The sequence below is a fragment of the Chryseobacterium gambrini genome, assembly GCF_027920505.1.
Lineage (GTDB): Bacteria > Bacteroidota > Bacteroidia > Flavobacteriales > Weeksellaceae > Chryseobacterium > Chryseobacterium gambrini.
In genome coordinates this window covers 3,668,667-3,688,540 of sequence record NZ_CP115857.1, presented here as the reverse complement: position 1 = coordinate 3,688,540, position 19,874 = coordinate 3,668,667, and the positions used below count along the sequence as shown (strand labels likewise).

At 36.9% G+C, this 19,874-nt stretch carries 14 protein-coding genes; all 14 read right to left on the bottom strand.

Annotated features, from left to right (window positions below):
- Positions 1–108 precede the first annotated feature (108 nt).
- Entirely contained in the window at positions 109–2,310 is a 2,202-nt protein-coding gene (locus PFY09_RS16990) for a TonB-dependent receptor (protein ID WP_271160470.1), read from the bottom strand.
- A 76-nt stretch (positions 2,311–2,386) separates the two neighbouring features.
- Positions 2,387–3,526, bottom strand: coding sequence for a DUF3500 domain-containing protein (locus PFY09_RS16985; RefSeq protein ID WP_271160469.1), 1,140 nt, complete (start codon positions 3,524–3,526; stop codon positions 2,387–2,389).
- A 105-nt stretch (positions 3,527–3,631) separates the two neighbouring features.
- Positions 3,632–4,309: a LytR/AlgR family response regulator transcription factor gene (locus tag PFY09_RS16980; protein WP_271160468.1), complete on the bottom strand. Its 678-nt coding sequence runs from the start codon at positions 4,307–4,309 to the stop codon at positions 3,632–3,634.
- A complete protein-coding gene (locus PFY09_RS16975; protein WP_271160467.1) occupies positions 4,306–5,337 on the bottom strand; it encodes a sensor histidine kinase in 1,032 nt (343 codons plus the stop codon). The genes PFY09_RS16980 and PFY09_RS16975 overlap by 4 nt, the downstream gene beginning before the upstream one ends.
- A gap of 1,116 nt (positions 5,338–6,453) precedes the next feature.
- Entirely contained in the window at positions 6,454–6,780 is a 327-nt protein-coding gene (locus PFY09_RS16970; RefSeq protein WP_271160466.1) for a helix-turn-helix domain-containing protein, read from the bottom strand.
- Positions 6,781–6,872: 92 nt separating this feature from the next.
- Positions 6,873–7,304, bottom strand: coding sequence for a transposase (locus tag PFY09_RS16965; protein WP_076392955.1), 432 nt, complete (start codon positions 7,302–7,304; stop codon positions 6,873–6,875).
- Positions 7,305–7,315: 11 nt separating this feature from the next.
- Positions 7,316–10,297 carry a reprolysin-like metallopeptidase gene (locus PFY09_RS16960; RefSeq protein WP_271160465.1) on the bottom strand — a complete coding sequence of 994 codons (2,982 nt, stop codon included), beginning with the start codon at positions 10,295–10,297 and terminating at the stop codon, positions 7,316–7,318.
- A 52-nt stretch (positions 10,298–10,349) separates the two neighbouring features.
- A complete protein-coding gene (locus PFY09_RS16955; RefSeq protein WP_271160464.1) occupies positions 10,350–10,556 on the bottom strand; it encodes a hypothetical protein in 207 nt (68 codons plus the stop codon).
- A gap of 68 nt (positions 10,557–10,624) precedes the next feature.
- Positions 10,625–11,203: a hypothetical protein gene (locus tag PFY09_RS16950; RefSeq protein ID WP_271160463.1), complete on the bottom strand. Its 579-nt coding sequence runs from the start codon at positions 11,201–11,203 to the stop codon at positions 10,625–10,627.
- A gap of 71 nt (positions 11,204–11,274) precedes the next feature.
- Complete coding sequence (locus tag PFY09_RS16945) at positions 11,275–13,026, bottom strand: DUF7933 domain-containing protein (protein ID WP_271160462.1); 1,752 nt, start codon at positions 13,024–13,026, stop codon at positions 11,275–11,277.
- A gap of 138 nt (positions 13,027–13,164) precedes the next feature.
- Positions 13,165–13,743 (bottom strand): hypothetical protein, encoded by a 579-nt coding sequence (locus tag PFY09_RS16940; RefSeq protein ID WP_271160461.1) that lies wholly within the window; start codon positions 13,741–13,743, stop codon positions 13,165–13,167.
- Between the two features lie 71 nt (positions 13,744–13,814).
- The gene (locus PFY09_RS16935) at positions 13,815–16,406 is read right to left on the bottom strand and encodes a DUF11 domain-containing protein (RefSeq protein WP_271160460.1); all 2,592 of its coding nucleotides are present in this window, start codon (positions 16,404–16,406) and stop codon (positions 13,815–13,817) included.
- 80 nt (positions 16,407–16,486) lie between these two features.
- On the bottom strand, positions 16,487–19,081 hold the full coding sequence (locus PFY09_RS16930; protein WP_271160459.1) for a hypothetical protein: 2,595 nt from the start codon (positions 19,079–19,081) through the stop codon (positions 16,487–16,489).
- 113 nt (positions 19,082–19,194) lie between these two features.
- Positions 19,195–19,719: a hypothetical protein gene (locus PFY09_RS16925; protein ID WP_271160458.1), complete on the bottom strand. Its 525-nt coding sequence runs from the start codon at positions 19,717–19,719 to the stop codon at positions 19,195–19,197.
- Positions 19,720–19,874 lie beyond the last annotated feature (155 nt).

Here is a 19,874-nt window from a genome sequence, read left to right as displayed (position 1 = left end):
ATAAGTGTTTAAATTATAGGTTGAGTTTGTTTAAACTTTTTTTATTAAAAATATTCTTCTTGGAAAGCGCAAAGATTTCTATGTTAATAAGCTTAAAAGAGTTTGTTTTTAAAAATTGTATTTTAAAATTAATCGTGCATTAAAGGGAGTTCCTGCGGTATAATGTATTTCTTCCACGCTTTCGGTTTCGTTTTGAAGACGGCTTTCGGTGAGGAACTGGGTTTCTTTCCATTTGGTGTTGAAAATATTATCGATATTAATTCCCACAGAAACTTTCCTGAACTGATAGTTCACAGAAAAATCGGTGATAAAATACCCTTTTGCTATTACAGAGTTATCCTCATTTGCAGGTCGGTCTCCCAAATATCTTGCATTGATGCCTGCCGAAAAATTCTTAAGATTTTTCACGGATAATCCGCTGACAAAGGTAGTTTTGGGAGCAAGCGGAATGTAATCGCTGCCTTTAGCTTCTTCTATGGCTCTTGCATGGGTATAGGTAAAATCGGTATTCCAGAAAAGCCAGTTGTTCAGCTGATAACGCAATCCGATATCAATACCTTTTCTTGCTGTTTTTCCTGAGGGTTCCACCACCGCTTCATCGCCTACATAAACAAACTCCTGTTCAAGAAACAGATACCACAATGAGGCATTTATTAATACGTTGGGAAGAGGTTTCCACGAAAATCCCAAATCGGCATTGTAAGAAGTAAGCAGAATGTTTTTCCCTTTTTCGGCAATTACCACTCTTGCATCATTGCTGTGAAAGCCTTTTCCTAACTTCAGAAAAGCATTAAAACCTGTATTAAAAGAGTATAAAAAATTAAGTTTCGGACTAAGAACAGCTTTTGCTTCAGACTGATTCTGATAGTTTTCTGCCAATTGATCCACAACATTAAATTTGAAATAATCCACCCTCAATCCTGCATTAATCAGCCACTTTCCGAAAGAAAAATCCCAACTGCCGTACCCGAATAGATTAGTCTGATTAATATCTCCCAGACTGAGGTATTGCAAAACGGTTTGTCTGTTCTTGGTATGAGAAAGTTCTATATCCTTATTATTATCATTTCGTAAACCTCCTCCTGTTTTAAAACTGATATTGTCATTTATTTTCCCGTTGTATTCCGATTGAAATCCCACAATCGTTCTGTTGTCTTTCTGTCTGATCTGATCTCCGTTGATGCGGTCATTCAGGAAAAAGGTAAAATTGGAGTACAATTCAAAATCATATTTGTTGAAATACACCTGATTTCTGATAAAAGAATCGTCATTCATTTTTCTTTCGTACTGAAGATTGAAATTGCTTCGGCTTGTTGTGCCTCCTTCCGTATTGTCTATTGCTCCAAAATGCGAAATAAGTCCGCTGTTTACAGCTCTTTCCGGTATTTGTCCACTTGCATCCCATTTGCTGTTAAAGTGTGAAACAGAGACAGACAGTCTGTCTTTATCGCTCAGTCTTGAGGTATATTTTCCAAAAAGGTTGATGCGGTTGAAGTTTTGAGGGGCATCAAAATAATTATCCGTCATTAAAAACTCACCTGCAAAATAGGCAGACTGGTTGTTTTTGTTGAGTAAATTAAAAATTCCGCTGGTTCTGAAGGTATTAAATTGTCCGATTTCCAATCCTAAACTGCTTTTGTCGATGAAATCTCTGGTTTTAAAAGCTACAAATCCGGCAGTGGCAAAATCGCCTTTATCCGCAAAATAAGATCCTTTATCAAAATCGATGCTTTCTACCGTTTCCGGAATCACGAAATGCAGATCGGCATATCCCTGTCCGTGAGCGTGAGACACCATATTTACAGGCATTCCGTCTACAGAAATGGCAACATCGGTTCCGTGATCGGCATCAAAACCGCGCAGAAAAATCTGCTCTGCCTTTCCTCCTCCTGCATGCTGCCCGATAAATAAGCCCGGAACTTTTCTCAGCAGATCCTGAGATGAAGCAACAGGCTGTACCTGCAAATCGATTTTCGAAATGGTATTTAAATTTTTTAAATTTTTCGTAATGGTGATTTCTTTGATCTGAAATGATTTCTTTTCTAAGATAATATTCAGGTTTTCCAGATTTTTCAGAACGATCTTTTGGGGCTCAAAATCCTGATGAACAAATTCCAGACTATCCTGCAGATTTACATTTTCCAACGAAAAATTCCCTGAAATATCGGTATGCGTATGATACAACGATTTAGAAATATTTTTTACCAAAACATTTTCTATCCGATGACCGTTTTCATCAGAGATAATCCCCCTCATTGTATTCTGGGAGAATATTAAAACCGGAAAAAGAAGGAATAAAAGAATTTTCATTTCATTTTTAATTTTTATTGTGGATTTTTAAACCTCACAGGTTTTAAAAACCTGTAAGGTTTGAGTAAGAATCTTTTTATGAATTAGTCGTTGCATAATCGTTCACTCTGTCTCTCCAGATGGAGTGATAGTGCACTCCGCTGAGAACAATCCCGCCCTGTACGGAAAATTCGATCCACACTTTCGGACCTGCAATTCTGAAGTAATCATTTTTTACCGTCATCGAAGTATTTCCGCTGTAATAAATGTAGGTATTGTCTAATTCTGAAGTGTAGGTTGCCAGAATAGAAGCTGCATTAGTATCGGAAACATCGTTTACATACGTTTTAATCACATTCAGTACCAGTGCTTTTTGAGTCGCATCCAAGGCAGAACACTGCAGCCCTGAAAAAGCAGTCGGGAAACTCCAGTTGGCATTAGGTCCGCAAACGAGATCCGTAAACGTTGTACTGGCTTTTGCAGTGGCAAGCTGAGTGGAAGAAAGTCCGCCAAGTAAAGCAACAATAGCATTTTTCTCCTGATCCATCGGGGCATACGTTGTAGAGTTAACCGCAAAAGACAACGGTTCTGTAGCGGTGAATAAAGGGGTTGCAGCCACCAAAGCACCATTGTTATAGGTATTGGCAATGGTTTTATGATGCCCTGTAAACATAATTTCGAATTTACCTGTTGCAGAAGGAGTTCCGAAGAAAGCCAGATAGAAGTTCCCTGAGCCATAGGTGCTTCCGCCGCCATTGGCATTGAGATAGTTATCGGCATACAGCAATTGCTGAATTTCATCATAGCCTTCATTAGCAGCGGTTCCGCTCATTTCTTTAATGATGGCTTTGGCGATACCTACCTGTGTTGCATTAAGATTTCCCAAAGGAATTCCTTTTCTTGCAGACATCGCCGCAGGAAGATTAGACCATGTTTTGATGTTGGCATACGTATAATCCAACTGAAGGGCTGCAAGCTGTGAGGAAGTAAGCGTAGCTTTTAACTGTTCGGTAAGGCATACGATTTTGGAAACGCCTGTTACGGAACTACAAGCCGTAACATCTGTAGCGGCTACGGATGCTGCTCCGGTTGTACCCACTGCATTATCGGATGCGCCTCCTCCTGTAGTGCTTGTAGAATTACCAGAATCTGCAGAATCGCTGTCACCCGAACACGAAACGATAACCGTACCCAGTGTAATACCCAGAATACTTACCATCGAAAGGATCTTTTTCATAATATGTTATTTTAAAATTCATTACAAAAAAAATCAATAATCCGATGGATTTCAGGAAAGTGTGGTCAATGGTAAAATAGTTGTGGTGAAAATGTATGCATTGAATTACAGCTTTTTAAGAAAATCTTCTTCATAGGTATTGCCTACGGGAAGCGCAATATCTTTTATATAGACTGTTTTGTTTCTGAAGGAAGTAATTTTCGACAAAGAAACAATACTGGAACGGTGGATTCTGCAAAAACTGTTCTCAGGAAGTTTTTCCAGCAGTTCTTTTATGGTTATTCTTACCAAAAGTGATTTTTGGTTTTCAAAGTAAAATTTCACATAGTTATCCTGTCCTTCAATGTACAGAATCTCACTGAAAACAACTTTTACCAACCCGTAATCTACCCGAAAATAGATAAAACCTTCATCGTGGGCAGAGAGTAATCTTTTTTGCTCCGCCACTCTGTCGATTGCCATTTTAAAACGCTGAAAGCTAAACGGTTTCAGCAGATAATCGAAGGCGCCGATTTCATAGCTTTCTACGGCATATTCTTTATAAGCTGTTGTGAAGATTACCAAGGTTTCCTGAGGAATTGTTCTGTAAAAATCGATTCCTGAAGTTGCAGGCATATTAATGTCCAGAAAAAGTAAATCGACAGGGTTGTTTTCCAGAAAATATCTTGCCTCGCTGGTTTTGAGGAAGGTCTTTTTTAAATCAACACTATCAATATTCGCGCAAAATGCTTCTATGATCTCTAAAGATGGCAATTCATCGTCCAGTGCAATTGCTGTAATCATATCAAATTAATTTTCAGGTTTACAACAAATGCTTTTGGATCTTCTTTTATTTCCAGCGTGTGTTTCTGAGGATAATAAAGCATCAGTCTTTCTTTTGTATTCTTAATTCCGATATTGCTGGACTCTATATTTTTAGTTGTTACGATTCTGTTGAAAACCGTAAAATTCAATTCATTTTCCTTTATAGAGATTCCAATTTTTATTTCAGAATTTTCATCCGGATTTACGCCATATTTGAAGGCATTTTCCACAAAAGTAAACAAGATGAGGGGAGCAATTTTTTTATTATAAAAATTCCCTTCTTTTTCAAATTCGATTATAACGGAATTTCTTAATCTTGATTTCTGTAGTTCGATATAATTGCTGATGTATTGAATTTCTTTTTCCAGCAACACTTCATTTTGATAGGAATCCTGTAACAAATACCGCATAAAATCTGAAAAAATCAAGACCGTATCTGCCGTTTTATCATCTTTTTTTATGGCGGAAGCATAGATGCTGTTGAGCGTATTAAACAAAAAATGGGGATGAATCTGTAATTTGAGATGCGAAAGTTCTGCCTGCAATTTTTCGTTTTTTATTTTTTGATTCTGCATTCTCTCGAACCAGAATGTGGAAAAAAACACGGTTCCTCCAAACAGGAATACCAAATGATCCACATCTGAAAAAAACATCTGAATTTTATGAAAAATTGTCTGATCATGGGATCTCGGATGGATGGGCAGCTCCGGAAAATCAGGAGGAAGATGGGAGCCGAAAAGCATCCAGGGCAGAAGCAGAACAACCAACAGTCCTCCAAAAACGGAAAACCCGTATTGCAGATACTTCTTCTGAAATAAAAGTCGCGGGATGAGGTAAGTATAATTGAAGTAAAAAAAGATGAGGATAAGCAAATTGCCCAATATATTTTCTGATAATTCCTTAAAATAATGCGGCTCTGAGCTCTCCATAGGAAACGCAGGAAATACAACGGGCTGTAACAGAAAAATCAGTACCCCTATAAAAATAAATACTTTTCTTTTGCTCATACTTATTCTGCAAAATTATTGTTTTTGTAATTGCAAAAAGAAAAATGTTGTGAACAGGGATATTTTGGGGGTGAATATTTATTCAACAGGATTTCAAAAAGTGGCTTCGGCTCCGCTCAGCCACCTTCGTTTTACGTTCAGCCAACTGGTTATATGCTCTATCACCTTAGTTTTACGTTCAGTCATCTGGTTATATGCTCAGTCGCCTTAGTTTTACATTCAGCCAACTGGTTATATGCTCAGTTACCTTAGTTTTATATTCAGCCATCTGTTTATTCTCCTTTTCAAAATATTCTTAACTTTTAGTACTAAAAAAATCAAAATACAATAGGTGGCTTCGGCTCCGCTCAGCCATCTTTTGTGTTTCAGAAACAATCTTAATTAATTATCAAATTCCAAGCTATGTTGTCTCCGGCTTCTCATAATGTCCTAGCCACGGCAGTTCGCGCCTGCAATCACCCCTACTTTTCCAGAAAATCCTCCGAGGATTCCTTTTGTAACTCGTAGCATTATGTGCATTTTTTTGGGTTAACAGAGCGAAGGTATTACAGAATTTTCCCATTTCAGGCACTTGTAAAAAAGATAGTAGGTTTTGACTGCTTTTGATAGGTTTTATAAGTTTGAAAACCCATTTCTTCGGATCATGTTCGGGTCTTCTTCGGATCGGCTTCGGAAAAATGGGATTTTTTCCGAAGAAAGACCGAACAACAGTCGAAGGATTTCGGGAGGGTTTTGAGTGATTTACTGGTGTGGAGATGATAATTGAGGTTAAAAAACATGACTGTTTTTGTAATCAAAAAACTAAATCTTGAAATAAAAAAGAGTCCGTCTCACAACTAATGAAAACGGACTTTTTTTATGTTTTTTCTCGACCTTCTGACGGAGAATGGTTTTCGTACAGTGAATCTCAACCCATATCATAGAGTTATGATACAAACTCTTTTTATGTGGTTTCACCCGGGTTCGAATCAGAGACACTGAGATTATTAATTTACACCTCTAACTAACTGATCTAAAAACACTTATGAAACACTATTAATATCACTCATTTATAAAGAAACAGAATAATCTCAATGATATCATGATTTTATATTCCGGTTACTCTTTCAATTACCATTAATTAATAAAAATCTTCTTCCATTTGGCAATTGTATTACGGCTTAGATTAAAATGTTTTGCAAGAGCAACATTGTTGTAATGATTCTTCTTCTGATAATCTAAAATTTTCAGTATGGTCTCTTTATCATAGGATTTATGTTTCTGATTGAGTCTGTTTATGTTGTCATCGCCCTTACCAAATATAATTTTATTAATTCTTATTACATCTAATACCGTTAAGTGATTCTGTAAAAGCGGTAAAAGCTCTTCTTTTCTTTTTATAAATTTTTTCTCTACAATGTCTCTGAAAATTTTGTTATAATCAGGCTGTTCAAATTTTCCCATTTACAATATAGTTAAGATTATATTAATTATTTATATTCTAAATTAATGCAGTTTTTGGTTATTTACTTTCATTGTACATTTCTGTCTGAATATTACATCTGAGAATACTTATTAATCCACTTATAAAGCGTATTTTTAGGAATTCTATATTCGTCAATTATTTCTTTTTTATCCTTCTCTCCTTTTTCAATTAATTCCAGAATAAATTCTATTATTTCTTTCGTATAGATATTCTTACGAAATTGAGGAAGAGTTGAATTTTTACTATTTTTTGAAACACTACTTTGTGGAGGGGAATAAAGAATCAAATGTTGAGTATATATTCTGAAAAAATCAAACTTTAATAATTTACTCCATTTGAGAAGCAAATCGGTTTCCAGATTTTCGGAAGCATACATCATTTGTATTTTTTCCTCATCACAATCAAAAAAATTACAAATTCTGTCCAGCGTTATATCTTCATGCTCCAAAACTTTACTTTTTATGAGATGTCCTATGTGTATATTTTTAAAATTAAATTTCATTTTTAATCATTTTAGTTTTTAATAATCGTTGTTTTATAGATGATATGATGACCATCAAACAATTTTAAAATATATGATCCTGTGCTTAGGCTTTTCAGAAATATACTGTTGTGAAATTTTGATTTCGGAATAATAATCCTTCCTGATAAATCCAATATTTCATATTCTGAAACATTTTTATCGCTTACTACAGTCAGCCAGTCATTTAAAGGGTTGGGTGCTACTTTTATATCACTTTCTGTTTTTCTAATATCAGCAGTTGACAATACTCCGGTAATAGTAAGTTGTCTTTTATTGGAACTTTCCTGAACACAGACACCCATTGCAACAATCTCGTTAAATGTCTTTCCAATAAATGACGAAGGCGAAGCTGTATTGATATATGAAAGTCCTTTCACGGTATAAGAGCCTATTGGTAATACTGTAAAATCCGCTGTCGGATGAAAAGCCTCTACCTTATTTGTACTGTTGTTCACTGCAATATAAGTATAGTTGTAATTTGATGGTATATTTATCGTTTCATAAACCATTCCGGGTCCGTTAAAAGTCAATGTGTAAGTATTGGCATTGGCAGGATTACTAAAATTACATAAATACATAAAATAATTTGTTCCCTCGTTAAGTACTACGGATCTTGTGGAGCCGGAAGCATTTACAACTCCATAATATGCCCCTGTAGAGTTTGATGTTAAAAAACCTGACAGATTAGGTGGTGTAGCTGTATACACTGAAGTTATAAGAAAACCGGAATTTTTAGAAATCGTATAATTTCCTGTCTGCGTTACCCGAAACTGCACAAGATGAGTGGGATAATTATCATTGAAGCTGATGGGTGTTACATTATCTGCACTGGAATACCCATGTATTGCTGAATTTGTAGATGGCGCATTAAAAATGATCGATTTTGTACTAAAAGGTTCACTAGCAGCCGCCGCACCTGTCATATTAAGATTCGCAACCGCAGATCCTGCATAAGTTGTTACAGCAAAAGTGGGACTGATGTAACTTCTAAATGCTTCACAAGCTGATGCTATGGTAAAATTATTATCCGAGATATCAAAAAATTCTGCATTTGGATTGAGCAATGCACTTACTTTTATTCTTGCCTTAGTTGTAGCAGGAATATTGGGAATTGTTACAACATAACTTCCGTTGTTTAAAATATTGCTCGCTAAAATATAAGGAAAACTCAAACCTCCATCAATAGATAAAAACAGATTAACGGTATTAGCTATTGAGTTTGTATTATTTACATTCCAGGTTATCGTAGCACTGCTATTGGCATTCAGCGTTATTCCTGATGCATTTGGATAGCTTACACTCAAAGGACCACAATCAGCAACCGTAACATTAAGATCATCTGAATCAATCCCTCCGTTTGAAGCATTATTATCCCGAACAGTTAATCTAAGATTGATATTTCTTGCAACGTTGGGCAAAGCTTCTCCCTCATTCATGGGAGGAACATTTTGATTATTGAGGATGAAATTCAGTCTTGGAAAATATCTTTCTCCATTTATATTGCTTTTAACCGATCTGAAAAGCGGCGCAGTAGTACTGTTTACAGCAGTATAACCACCAGCACCATTTAATGTTGATCCAAATGCACCTTTATCATTAGCCGTAGCAGCATCATTTTCTTCCCAGGTATAAGAAAGATTGGTATCATTCGCATCCGTTCCTGTTCCCAAGAGCCTGAAAGGTGTATTTTTGGGTATGGTAATATCAGCCCCTGCATTGGCAGCAGGCGGTGTATTACTGCTTGCAACGACTGTATAGCATGTAGAAAGGGTCTGTATTCTGTTCAGAATCTGATCCAGACTTCTTGCATGAAAGTAGGATTCATAATTATTAGAAGGATATCTTTGGTCTACAGGATAAGAACAGTTTGTTCCGTATGCCATAAGAGTGGCCCCGCTTCCGGGTTCTACTGCTCCGCTACTACTCCAGCTATTGGCGCAAAAAGTATCTCCGAGGGAATCTCCTCCTGTAGCATTGTAGCTATGGCTTGCTCCGAATTGATGCCCCATTTCGTGAGCTATAAGATTTGTAACAAATCCCAGACTGTTTTGTACTCCCCAGTTAGACCACCCCAAAGCTTTTGAAGAATCATTACAAGGCTGCCCGCCAGCTGTTCCGCTTGCACCTCCCAAAGTACTTATATTTACCGTATGTCCTATATCATATTTATTATAAGTAAGAAGTCCTGAATTATTCATTATTACAAAACCTGCCTGACTTGCACTTCCTCCGGTTCCTGTAAACGGATCTGTAGCAGAGTTGGTGAAAAGAATGCTTTTGTTAAGTGTTTCCGATATCAAAGTAAAAGTAACGGAAACTTCAGATTCATAGATAAGATTAACTGCATTAATCTTGGATATAATTTCATTAAGAACTGCATCCGCACTGCCTAATGATTCTACCGATTCGCCTGTGGCTGCAACAGCCATACGATATTTTCTGAGCTGTGATCCGATCGGAAAATTGGTTACTGATTTTGATGTTGTGAAACCATCATGAGTTTTTGAAAGGAAATCTTCGACATTTGCACCGCAAATAAAAGCCTCTTTTTTCATGGCTTCACTTAAGCTGTATATTCTGTAATGATCTGAAGAACTGATCCCAGATCTTTCCAATACATAATATTTACCCTGATAAGTTTTAATAATTGCACTCAGCCTATTATTGTATAAAGAGAGTTTCATTGAAAACTTTCCATCTTCACTTTTACCGTTAAATGTTATAATCGACGCAATTCTATCCGGTATAAGATCATTCTCATTTAAAATAAATTTTACCAGACCGTTTTCAGGAAGAAGGATTGATATATTTCCCTTCATTTTCTGAGACGTTTCTTTCTTTTTATAAAACTGAGCTTCGAACTTTTTAAAATCTATCTTGATTTCAGTGTCTGAAGAAGTCTGTTTTAATGAATTTTGTCCCAGAATAGTAATGGAAATAAATGTATAAAATAAAATGACTATTTTTTTCATATTCTACTTTTTAAAGCAATCAATTAAAAACAAGTTGTTTAAAGTAAAGAGCTTAGAATCTAAAATATCTGAAGCTTACTTTAAAATCTCTAACCCGATCATTTTGAAAATCCAGATACAGTATTGCCTGTTTGCCCCACCAGGTTTTATACAGTTCATAGCTCCAATGATCCGCCGGAAAAAAATTAAATTCCTGTCCCAGAATGGAAATGACTTCCTGTTTGGTTTTTCCTATGAGATATTTATATTTTTCAGACATATGGAGGTTGCAATGTTGGAAATGAACAGCTTAAAAAGTAAAAATTTTAAACCGTTCATTTTTCTATATTAAGGTTTCCAGAATGTCCACTTCTGTCCATTAAACACCACCAAACGATGTTTGTCTGCAGTTGCTCCTTTCAGAAAAACCATCATTCCGGGCGACGGATTCTTGATGTTGGTATAATTGGTAACTAGAGGAAGAACCATGGCTTTGTTTCCTGAATCCAAAACCAGAACACCGTCCGTTGTTGTAGCAGAATTTCCGATCACAGCTTTTGCTCCGACTTTGTCTGCCAGTGGAGCAGCCTGAGGATTTTTCACTACCGTTTCTACTGCAGTGCTGTAGCCTGATTGTACACTAAGATCTGTCCAGCCTGTGTTCTCATTTTTTACTTTAACTTTATATTCCGATGATGCAGACACATCAAAAATAAAAGTACCGCCTTTAGCATTATTGGCTCCTGCAGGAACCATTTCTACATAAGGGAGAACAATTCCTTTGTTATTCGTATCCCCGAATTCCAGTAAAACGGAAGCACTGCTTAAATCGTAATTGGTAGGATTAATTGTTTTCTCCCCGATTCTTACCTGTGAAAATGATAAAACCGAGGTGTATATTCCGATAAGTATGATTATTTTTTTCATTGTTTTATATTTATATATAATAACACAATGGGCATGGTAAATAAATACCATTACTCAATGGTATTAAAATGTTATGGACAAGTCTGCGTATTAAAGCATTTCCAGCCTTCACCGGATCCGGCACCTGTATAGATTTTCAGACACCCCTTACCCGAATTTTCATCGGTATCAAACACCATCATTCCCACAACAGGAATAGCAATGCTTCCTTCAGGATTAGAATTTCTGGTAATCACCAAACCTTTGGTTTTGGATTCCAATACGGTATATGCCGAATTTCTAAGCATAGGCCAGTTTCCGTTAGCCGCTCCTGCTCTTCCTAATAGCGTAATCCCATGTTTTACAGGAACTGAACTCACCGTATCGGTAGGAGATTCGTAGCAAAACTTTGGATTAACGATAAGACATACTGGCTGAAATGAGCTTACAACATTACTGGAAGATGAAATATTACTTATTGAATTCGTAAATGATGTAGAAGCTGGAGAACAAGTAGAATTGTACTGTCCTAAAACATTTGTTACATCAACAGTAATATTACAAGATTGGTTAAGTGCAAGATTTAGATTGGTAACAGAAATTGTACTGCTCCCAGGATTAGCCGTTACATTTGCACCACTACAAGAAGATGTAATATTTGCATTGGCAGCAACTACAATACTGGAGGGAAGATTATCTGTAAAAAAAGCATTGGTTTGATTTACTGCATTACTAGTATTATTCGTTATTGAGAAAGTATAGGCACTTATATCTCCATCCAAAATTGAATTTGATGTTAAGCTCTTCGAAAGCGTAAGTGCGGAAGTTTCTACAGATATAAAATAAGATCCACTTACTAAATAATCGCTGCCGGTAGTTTGCTGTGAAAGTCGTACATTTCTCAAAGTACCGTCTGCGGGGAGTATGCCATTTGCAGAAAATATATCAGAGTCATAATCAGCAGACCCCCAAGTTCCCGTAGGAGCATAATTTGCGGGTGTAAATCCAGAATTAGGGTTTCTTGCTGTATAATTTCCACTTATTGAGATTCCACTATCTACAGATACATCGTTATTTGCAGACCAACCTATTGTAGAATTTAATGCGTCATTGGTTACACCAGTTACAGGATCCTGTAAATTTGTTAGTGTTGTCCCTATTACTCCAAATTTCAGGAAATCAGTACAGCCATTACATGGAAATCCGGATATTGAAGGATCACCATAAAGCCCTGCTAATCCAATAGTTACATTTACAGCACCCGAACCTGGCATTTGTATATTGGGTATATCTGTATTAACTGTAGTAGCTCCACCTCCAAAAAACTGCCAATTATCTGCGATGGTTATGTTTCTATATAAAGAGTTGGTATTGCTGTAAACCACAATTAGCGACCAACCTCCCATGTTAGTTCTTTGATTGGTCGGAAAATTGGGAATTGGGTCTGCTACGAAATATCTGCCCGAAAGTCCTCCTGCAGAAGTTGAGACAAAACCGTTTTGAGGCAAAAGACTTGTTACATCGAAAATAATCTGCCTGTACTTTCTGGTTCCTGGCGAAGGATCTAAAACGCTTTTTGCTGCAATAAACTGAGGAGACGAACTATTAAGTGTGAGATAATTTCCACCCGGAACTTTAAATTTAATACTTGTCATTTCTCCAGGTGTGGCTTCATACCCAGTTTGAACGGTTAGATATGCATAATCTATTTTAGAACCAAGAGGCAAAATTAAGTCTGCTGATGTACTGATCGTGGTGGATGGATCTCCATCGATATCATTAACAATTGCCGGGTTGGGAATATTAAAATCTGTTGATTGTAAGTAATTTGAATTACCAATCATTGTTACTCCACCTCTTATATTTTTTTGATATCTGACGGTTGCCTGGCCACTAAAGTTGACCGATAAATAAAGTAAAAGTAAAACTAAGAATTGTTTATACATATATTTGTGTTTTTAGAAATAATATTCTAAAGTTTTTTAAGGTTTCCAAAATGCCCACTTCTGTCCGTTGAAAACAATCAAGCGATGTTTGTCTGCAGTCGTTCCTTTCAGAAAAACCATCATTCCGGGCGACGGATTCTTGATGTTGGTATAATTGGTAACTATAGGAAGAACCATGGCTTTGTTTCCTGAATCCAAAACCAGAACACCGTCCGTTGTTGTGGCAGAATTTCCGATCACAGCTTTTGCTCCAACTTTGTCTGCCAGTGGAGCCGCCTGAGGATTTTTCACTACCGTTTCTACCGCAGTACTGTAGCCTGATTGTACACTGAGATCTGTCCAGCCTGTGTTCTCATTTTTTACCTTGATTTTATATTCCGATGGGGAAGAAACATCAAAAATAAAAGTGCCTCCTTTAGCATTATTGGTCCCTGTAGGAACTGTTTCTACATAAGGGAGAACAATTCCTTTATTATTCGTATCCCCAAATTCCAGTAAAACGGAAGCGCTGCTTAAATCGTAATTAGTAGGATTAATTGTTTTTTCCCCGATTCTTACCTGTGAAAATGATAAAACCGAGGTGTATATTCCGATAAGTATGATTATTTTTTTCATTATTTTATATTTATATATAATAACACAATGGGCATGGTAAATAAATACCATTACCCAATGGTATTAAAATGTTATGGACAAGTCTGCGTATTAAAGCATTTCCAGCCTTCACCGGATCCGGCACCTGTATAGATTTTCAGACACCCCTTACCCGAATTTTCATCGGTATCAAACACCATCATTCCCACAACAGGAATAGCAATGCTTCCTTCAGGATTAGAATTTCTGGTAATCACCAAACCTTTGGTTTTGGATTCCAATACGGTATATGCCGAATTTCTAAGCATAGGCCAGTTTCCGTTGTCTGCTCCGGCTCTTCCTAATAGCGTTATCCCGTGTTTTACCGGAACTGAACTGCCTGTATCGGTAGGAGATTCATAGCAAACCGTGATACAATCAGCACTTGGAGTTCCATCTGAAGAACCACCAACCGTTTGTCCTGTGGTATTGCTATATCCTGTTGGCAATGGTGATAATTGTGGAATACCATTGCTGTTCACACAAGTATTCGCTGCACATAAATTTTGGTTTGAAGCTGTAGAACCTGTTCCCACAGAAACTGTTCCCGCTGAAGTCACCAATTGTGAAGCTGTGATATTTGCTCCTCCTTCAATCGCATCCAGACAGCCGTCATTATCACTGTCAAGATCAAATTTATCAGGAATCCCATCACCATCTGTGTCTCCTAAACAAACACCGCTTACAAAGAAAAAAACACCATCCGATGCAGTATTTGTCTGATCATTTCTTGACATTGTTATCACAATTCGTGTGGCAATTTTCATTGTAGCCTCACCAAATCTGATTCTAAAAACATCTCTATCTTGTGTCACATCAATCGCGGTATATCTTGCAGATGTTGCATTAAATGTTATAGCACCTAACTGATTGGCCGGAATAGCAGGATTTGTCTGTTCAAAGGTTGCTGATGACCAATCGGTTGTAGGTATTAAGTTATTTGAAGCATCATAAGCCTGAATAAGAAACGATGTATGTTCTGCATCTGCTAAATACACATTGAAACTCTCAAACCTGCCCGCCGGTACTGTGTAAGTTATATTCGCAAGATTTGCATTATTTGGAGAGTCTAAATTAAATATAGCAACAGGATTAAGGCTCGTGCTAACTCCTAAATCTTGAGTTAAAACGGGACCAAAATCTACAGTTGTATTAGCAACAACATTTGCGACCTGATTGGTCAAATCATTTAACTTAAAGCCGACATTGGTACACCCGGCAACTGTAGCCGTAAATGCAGTGGTTTCTATATTGGTAATTTGTGTACTCGTCCAATTGGCAGTACCTGCTGTTCTAGCTTCATTAACATCCAGAATCCCATCATTATCATCATCTAAATCGCATGCATCTGCTACACCATCTCCATCTGCGTCAAATAAGGGGATAGGTACAGGAGTTGTGGTTGCAGAATTATTAGCAGTATCGGGATCTGAATTACCTCCGCTTATGGATGAACTAAAAGCGTATGTTCCTGTTGTTTTTGCTTTTACAGTGATGGTTAATGTTGCTGTAGAAGCATCATTCAATGTTCCTAATGTCCAAACACCTGTACTGCTATCGTATGTACCCGCACTTGCGGTATGACTTACATAATTGTATCCGGAAGGAATAGCTGCATTTACCACCGTGTTAGGTGAATTGGAGGCTCCGTTATTGGCAGCATTTACAGTAAAGGTCATATTATTACAATAATCCGGGGTAAGAGTGCTTGCACTTTGGGTAACCCGCAAATCGCTTTCTAAAGTAGAAACACTTAGAGTTAAGGCTTCACCAGTGGCTACACCAGTCGAAGAGGCAGCCCATTGGGCAGCACCATCAAAGGGAGCTCCTTTTAAGTAATATTTAAAAGTTAAGGAGGTAATACCTGTTCCGTTAACCTGTACAGAACCAGAACCATCAGCTGCACCTCCTCCGGAAACTTGTGTATAATTACCATTACTACTGTTCCCTATGTAATTACCAGAAACATATATAGGAGTAGTTCCTGATAATTTGGTCAGGGTTCCTGATGCTGGCGGAGAAGCACTGCCATTTATACTTATTAATTCAAATTCACCAAAAAAAGCCTGTGTACCTGATCCCCCTCCACTTCCTGAAATATGCAGGATAGGGTTGTTCACAGATCTGTTGAAAGTGATTGTAATATCACCCATGTACGGTGTCGCATTGGTAGGTACTGCATTTTCTCTCAAAGGATTGGTAGCACAGTAAATTCTTACCCCTCTGTTTGAGGCTGCTGCGGTACTGGCAAGAATACCAGTTCCTGCTGTGGCACCGGATGCAGTAAAAAAGGAATCTAATGGTGTACCAATAAAATTACTTATAATAGAAGCATTGGAACCTAAAGAAACTCCAAAGACCAAAGGACTTCTCGGGGATGTACCAAAAGTACTATTAGTTCCCGTATATTGAGGATTGCTAATGGTATAAGTAGCTGTAAGAGCCGGAGTATAGGCAGCATAAGTAGTTCCACTTGGGTTATCGCTATTCTTTAAAAATGTGAAATCTCCCGAATTCAAAGTAGGTCCATTTCCTACACCTCGCGAAGTACTCGTCATTTCCAGATCGGGGTTTTGAGCATATAAAAGAGAGCTTAGCAGTAGTAAAACCACTACTATTAAGCTGTTTAATTTTGTATTTCTCATATAAAATATAGATATTTCATTTTTTATTCATTTAATAAATCATCCTCCAATTATAAAATTGAAAGATGATCTCATATTTATTATTCAGCAACTTTAATTATTACTTCTGAAGCAGTATTATTAAGAACATTGATATCGCCTCCTGAAGCTGGTAAAATAGAAGCATTAAACAGAGCTGGAGTACCAGATTGAGCTGTCCCGGTAGAAGTATAATTAAGTATCACAGTATCACTATCCCCCTGATTGAAAATTTTATTTGTGGTGAACACAAAAGTATTTCCAACATGAGACTCAAGATTCCACCCTGATGGTAATGTGTAGATATAATCTCCCTGTTCAGCAACTATCGTTACAGATAATTTTACAGGGCTTCCATTTGTAGGAGCATTGCCTACATTCGAAACAGTATAGAAAGTATCCAAAGGCGATCCTGCAGAGTATTGAGGAGAACTCGCAGAAATGTTCACTTTCATATCCGGAGCTGGTGCAATACCCGGTACAATTACCGTAACCGTAGCCGTATCGCTATTACCGCCTAAAAGAGTGGTGTCTTTGTATACGATATGATATGTTCCAGGAAGAGTTCCCGCGGCCACACTTACCGTTCCATTAGAAGTATTTAACGTAACTCCCGGGTTATCCGTAGATACCTGAGTGAGTAATAAATTACTTAATAATGCCTGTAAACCATTTACAGTATCATTCAGAAGTACATTTTGTGCAGATGTAGTTCCTGCAGATACTGTTAATATATCATCCTGCGCGTTTACAGAATCAGCCGCCACAACAACATTTACTGTTGCAAAATCGCAACTTGCCGGAGTAACTTTATTACAGATTGTATAAGTTACAGGATAGGTTCCTGCTGCGGTATTTGGTGATACCGTTACCAAACCTGTATTCGGATCTATTGTAATCCCATTATTCTGTCCTGAATTCTGAGTAAGAACTACGTTTCCTGATGAGCCTAAAGTAGCAGGATTTCCCTGATATGTATCATTGGTTATTACAGAAGCAGTAGAAGTTCCTCCTACATTGATAGTATAAGAATCGTCTGCAGCTGCAATTGCCTGAACACAGTTTAAGCTTCCCCCGTTTGAACTTCTTGTATCAATAAATGCTGAATAAACATCCAATACATTAACAACACTTCCGATAGATCCTGTTTGAATCTGAACTTCGTTGAAATCTTTTGTTGTATAGAATCCTACATTTTTTGTACCTGTACCCCAGATAGGAATAAAGAAAGAAAGATCAAACAGTTCGTTAGATGTTTTACTTTCCTGAAGAACTCCATTAAGATAAGTTTTGATTGTAATATATTCTAAAAAGTCTCCCTGATAAACAAAGTAACGGTCTTTTACAGTAAATCCTGTATATGTTCCTTTAGGATATGTAGCAGTAGGATCCATTACACTGATAGAACCAGTATTTCCAACTCCCGCAGCCAATGTTATTCTTGAATAATTGTTCGGATCGTTATCAATCACATTATCAGCACTGTTTACTGAACATCCGATGCAAGCTAAAGTCCCAAGGCCCGTTCTCTGTGAATTTAATACGACAGGGAAATCCGGCTGTGTAAGATAATAACTGCTGTTACAGCTTATTGTTTTCTGGCAGGGCTTCATTGCAATCATCTTATACACTTTGGTATTTCCGATATTAAGTGTTGCCAAACTGTTTACCGTAATCTGTAACTCATCAAATGCTTTGGTTGTAAGAAAACCTACCACTGATCTTCCCGTACTCGCAATAGCATCTGAACCTAGCCCCATTAAAAGATTGCTTCCGGATACTGTTTCCTGCAATATTCCTTTGTTATATGATCTCAAAGTAATATTGTTGAAGAATTGAGCATTAATTAAAGACTGATTTTCAACATCAAATCCCGCATAAGTTCCTGCAGGGAAAGTATCTCCGATATCTCTTACAGATATGCTTCCCGATGCTGCAACTCCTGCATTAATTGTAATGGTTGCAAAATCTGAAACATTGGCATTGGCAACGTTATCCGCATTGCTTACAGAACCTAAAGAAAGACCGCTCATTCCTGTTCTTGAAGGCTCTACGATTGCACCGTAGTTAGTTCTTGTAATATCAGTTGTCGTATTACAGGCAAGAGCAGCACCTGCGCAAGGCTTTACAACCTCTGCATAATAGGCATTAGCAGTAAATACCAAGGTTAATCCTGCATTTACAGTAAGACGAATTCTGTTGAAAGCTTTGGTAGTAACAAAACCTATTTTTCTTTTTCCGCCGCCGTCTAAAATGGTTCCTACTAAACTTGAGAAATTAACTTCTTCCTGTTTTGTAGTCCCATTATACGTTGCCACCTTCATAGAAGCTCCCAAAGAAACCAGATCAAGATCTCCTACTACAAAACCTGCATAAGAACCTGCAGGAAAAACAGAGCCAGATGCATTTCTTGCTTCAATCCACGAAGATCCCAATAAAATTGCCGACCAGGAAGCCGCATTTCCTGTATTTCCGTCAATAAGATTATTCTTATTGCTCCAGCTGTCACCAAACAGACCGGTTTGGCTAACTACAGACATGGAGTACGTATTACTGGTCCATTCTGAATAGTTATTACAAGGTGCATTAGCAACCTGTGCATTTGTTAAAAAGCTTATTATTAAACATAATAGAGCGAAAAAATCATTTCTTTTCATGTGTTTTTAGAATATTAAATTGTCTGATTAAAATTGTTTGTGTATTTTTTTACTTTTAAAATATTTTTTAGCAGAAAGCAAATTCTATTGAGATATTTGGCTGAATAAGTATTTTACTCAATAGCCGGAGGGGGCTTATTAAAAAACTGATATAACTTTCCGTTATCCTGAAAAAATAAATAGTAGTATGTGTCTTTTTTAATAAAATGCTCCTGAAACAACACAAAAAAAGATTTTACTTTGTTGTTCAGATCTTTTTTGAGATCCGGATGAGAGTTGGGATAAAAGACAGCAGAAACATTTCTCCCTGATGCATTTGAAAAAATTGAATCACCATCTGAATCTTTATATATCGTTATTTGTGTTTTTGATTTTTCAGAATGATTTTTTCTGCTGTCTACTGAACCTAATTTAGTATTTCTCTTTTGAATGTTTTTATGTTGCTTAATCTGTTTTTTTCTGATAACGAAAAGAGATTTTCTTTCTGCTTTTACTTTATCTGCAATGGGATCTGAATCATAATTCTCAATAATTATTGCGCCTCCCATCTTTATGATTTGGGTATTAACGACATCCTGTGAGTGCATCCAACACCCGCAGGAAAAAGACAGTAAAAACCCTAACCAGAATTTCATCATTTTCTATTGAAGAAAGACTTTATTCTTTCCGTTGTGTCTGCGAAATTATATACCTACGAGTGCAAATGATGAAAATGAGGTATTAAAAAGTATTAATAAAAAGAAGAAATAATTAAAATATTCATTAATTTTAAAAAATTAATGATTTAATAATC

Bases quoted from the DNA above. Each gene is read 5' to 3' on its own strand.
- PFY09_RS16990 (WP_271160470.1), bottom strand. From the start codon at position 2,310: ATGAAAATTCTTTTATTCCTTCTTTTTCCGGTTTTAATATTCTCCCAG.
- PFY09_RS16985 (WP_271160469.1), bottom strand. From the start codon at position 3,526: ATGAAAAAGATCCTTTCGATGGTAAGTATTCTGGGTATTACACTGGGT.
- PFY09_RS16980 (WP_271160468.1), bottom strand. From the start codon at position 4,309: ATGATTACAGCAATTGCACTGGACGATGAATTGCCATCTTTAGAGATC.
- PFY09_RS16975 (WP_271160467.1), bottom strand. From the start codon at position 5,337: ATGAGCAAAAGAAAAGTATTTATTTTTATAGGGGTACTGATTTTTCTG.
- PFY09_RS16970 (WP_271160466.1), bottom strand. From the start codon at position 6,780: ATGGGAAAATTTGAACAGCCTGATTATAACAAAATTTTCAGAGACATT.
- PFY09_RS16965 (WP_076392955.1), bottom strand. From the start codon at position 7,304: ATGAAATTTAATTTTAAAAATATACACATAGGACATCTCATAAAAAGT.
- PFY09_RS16960 (WP_271160465.1), bottom strand. From the start codon at position 10,297: ATGAAAAAAATAGTCATTTTATTTTATACATTTATTTCCATTACTATT.
- PFY09_RS16955 (WP_271160464.1), bottom strand. From the start codon at position 10,556: ATGTCTGAAAAATATAAATATCTCATAGGAAAAACCAAACAGGAAGTC.
- PFY09_RS16950 (WP_271160463.1), bottom strand. From the start codon at position 11,203: ATGAAAAAAATAATCATACTTATCGGAATATACACCTCGGTTTTATCA.
- PFY09_RS16945 (WP_271160462.1), bottom strand. From the start codon at position 13,026: ATGATTGGTAATTCAAATTACTTACAATCAACAGATTTTAATATTCCC.
- PFY09_RS16940 (WP_271160461.1), bottom strand. From the start codon at position 13,743: ATGAAAAAAATAATCATACTTATCGGAATATACACCTCGGTTTTATCA.
- PFY09_RS16935 (WP_271160460.1), bottom strand. From the start codon at position 16,406: ATGAGAAATACAAAATTAAACAGCTTAATAGTAGTGGTTTTACTACTG.
- PFY09_RS16930 (WP_271160459.1), bottom strand. From the start codon at position 19,081: ATGAAAAGAAATGATTTTTTCGCTCTATTATGTTTAATAATAAGCTTT.
- PFY09_RS16925 (WP_271160458.1), bottom strand. From the start codon at position 19,719: ATGATGAAATTCTGGTTAGGGTTTTTACTGTCTTTTTCCTGCGGGTGT.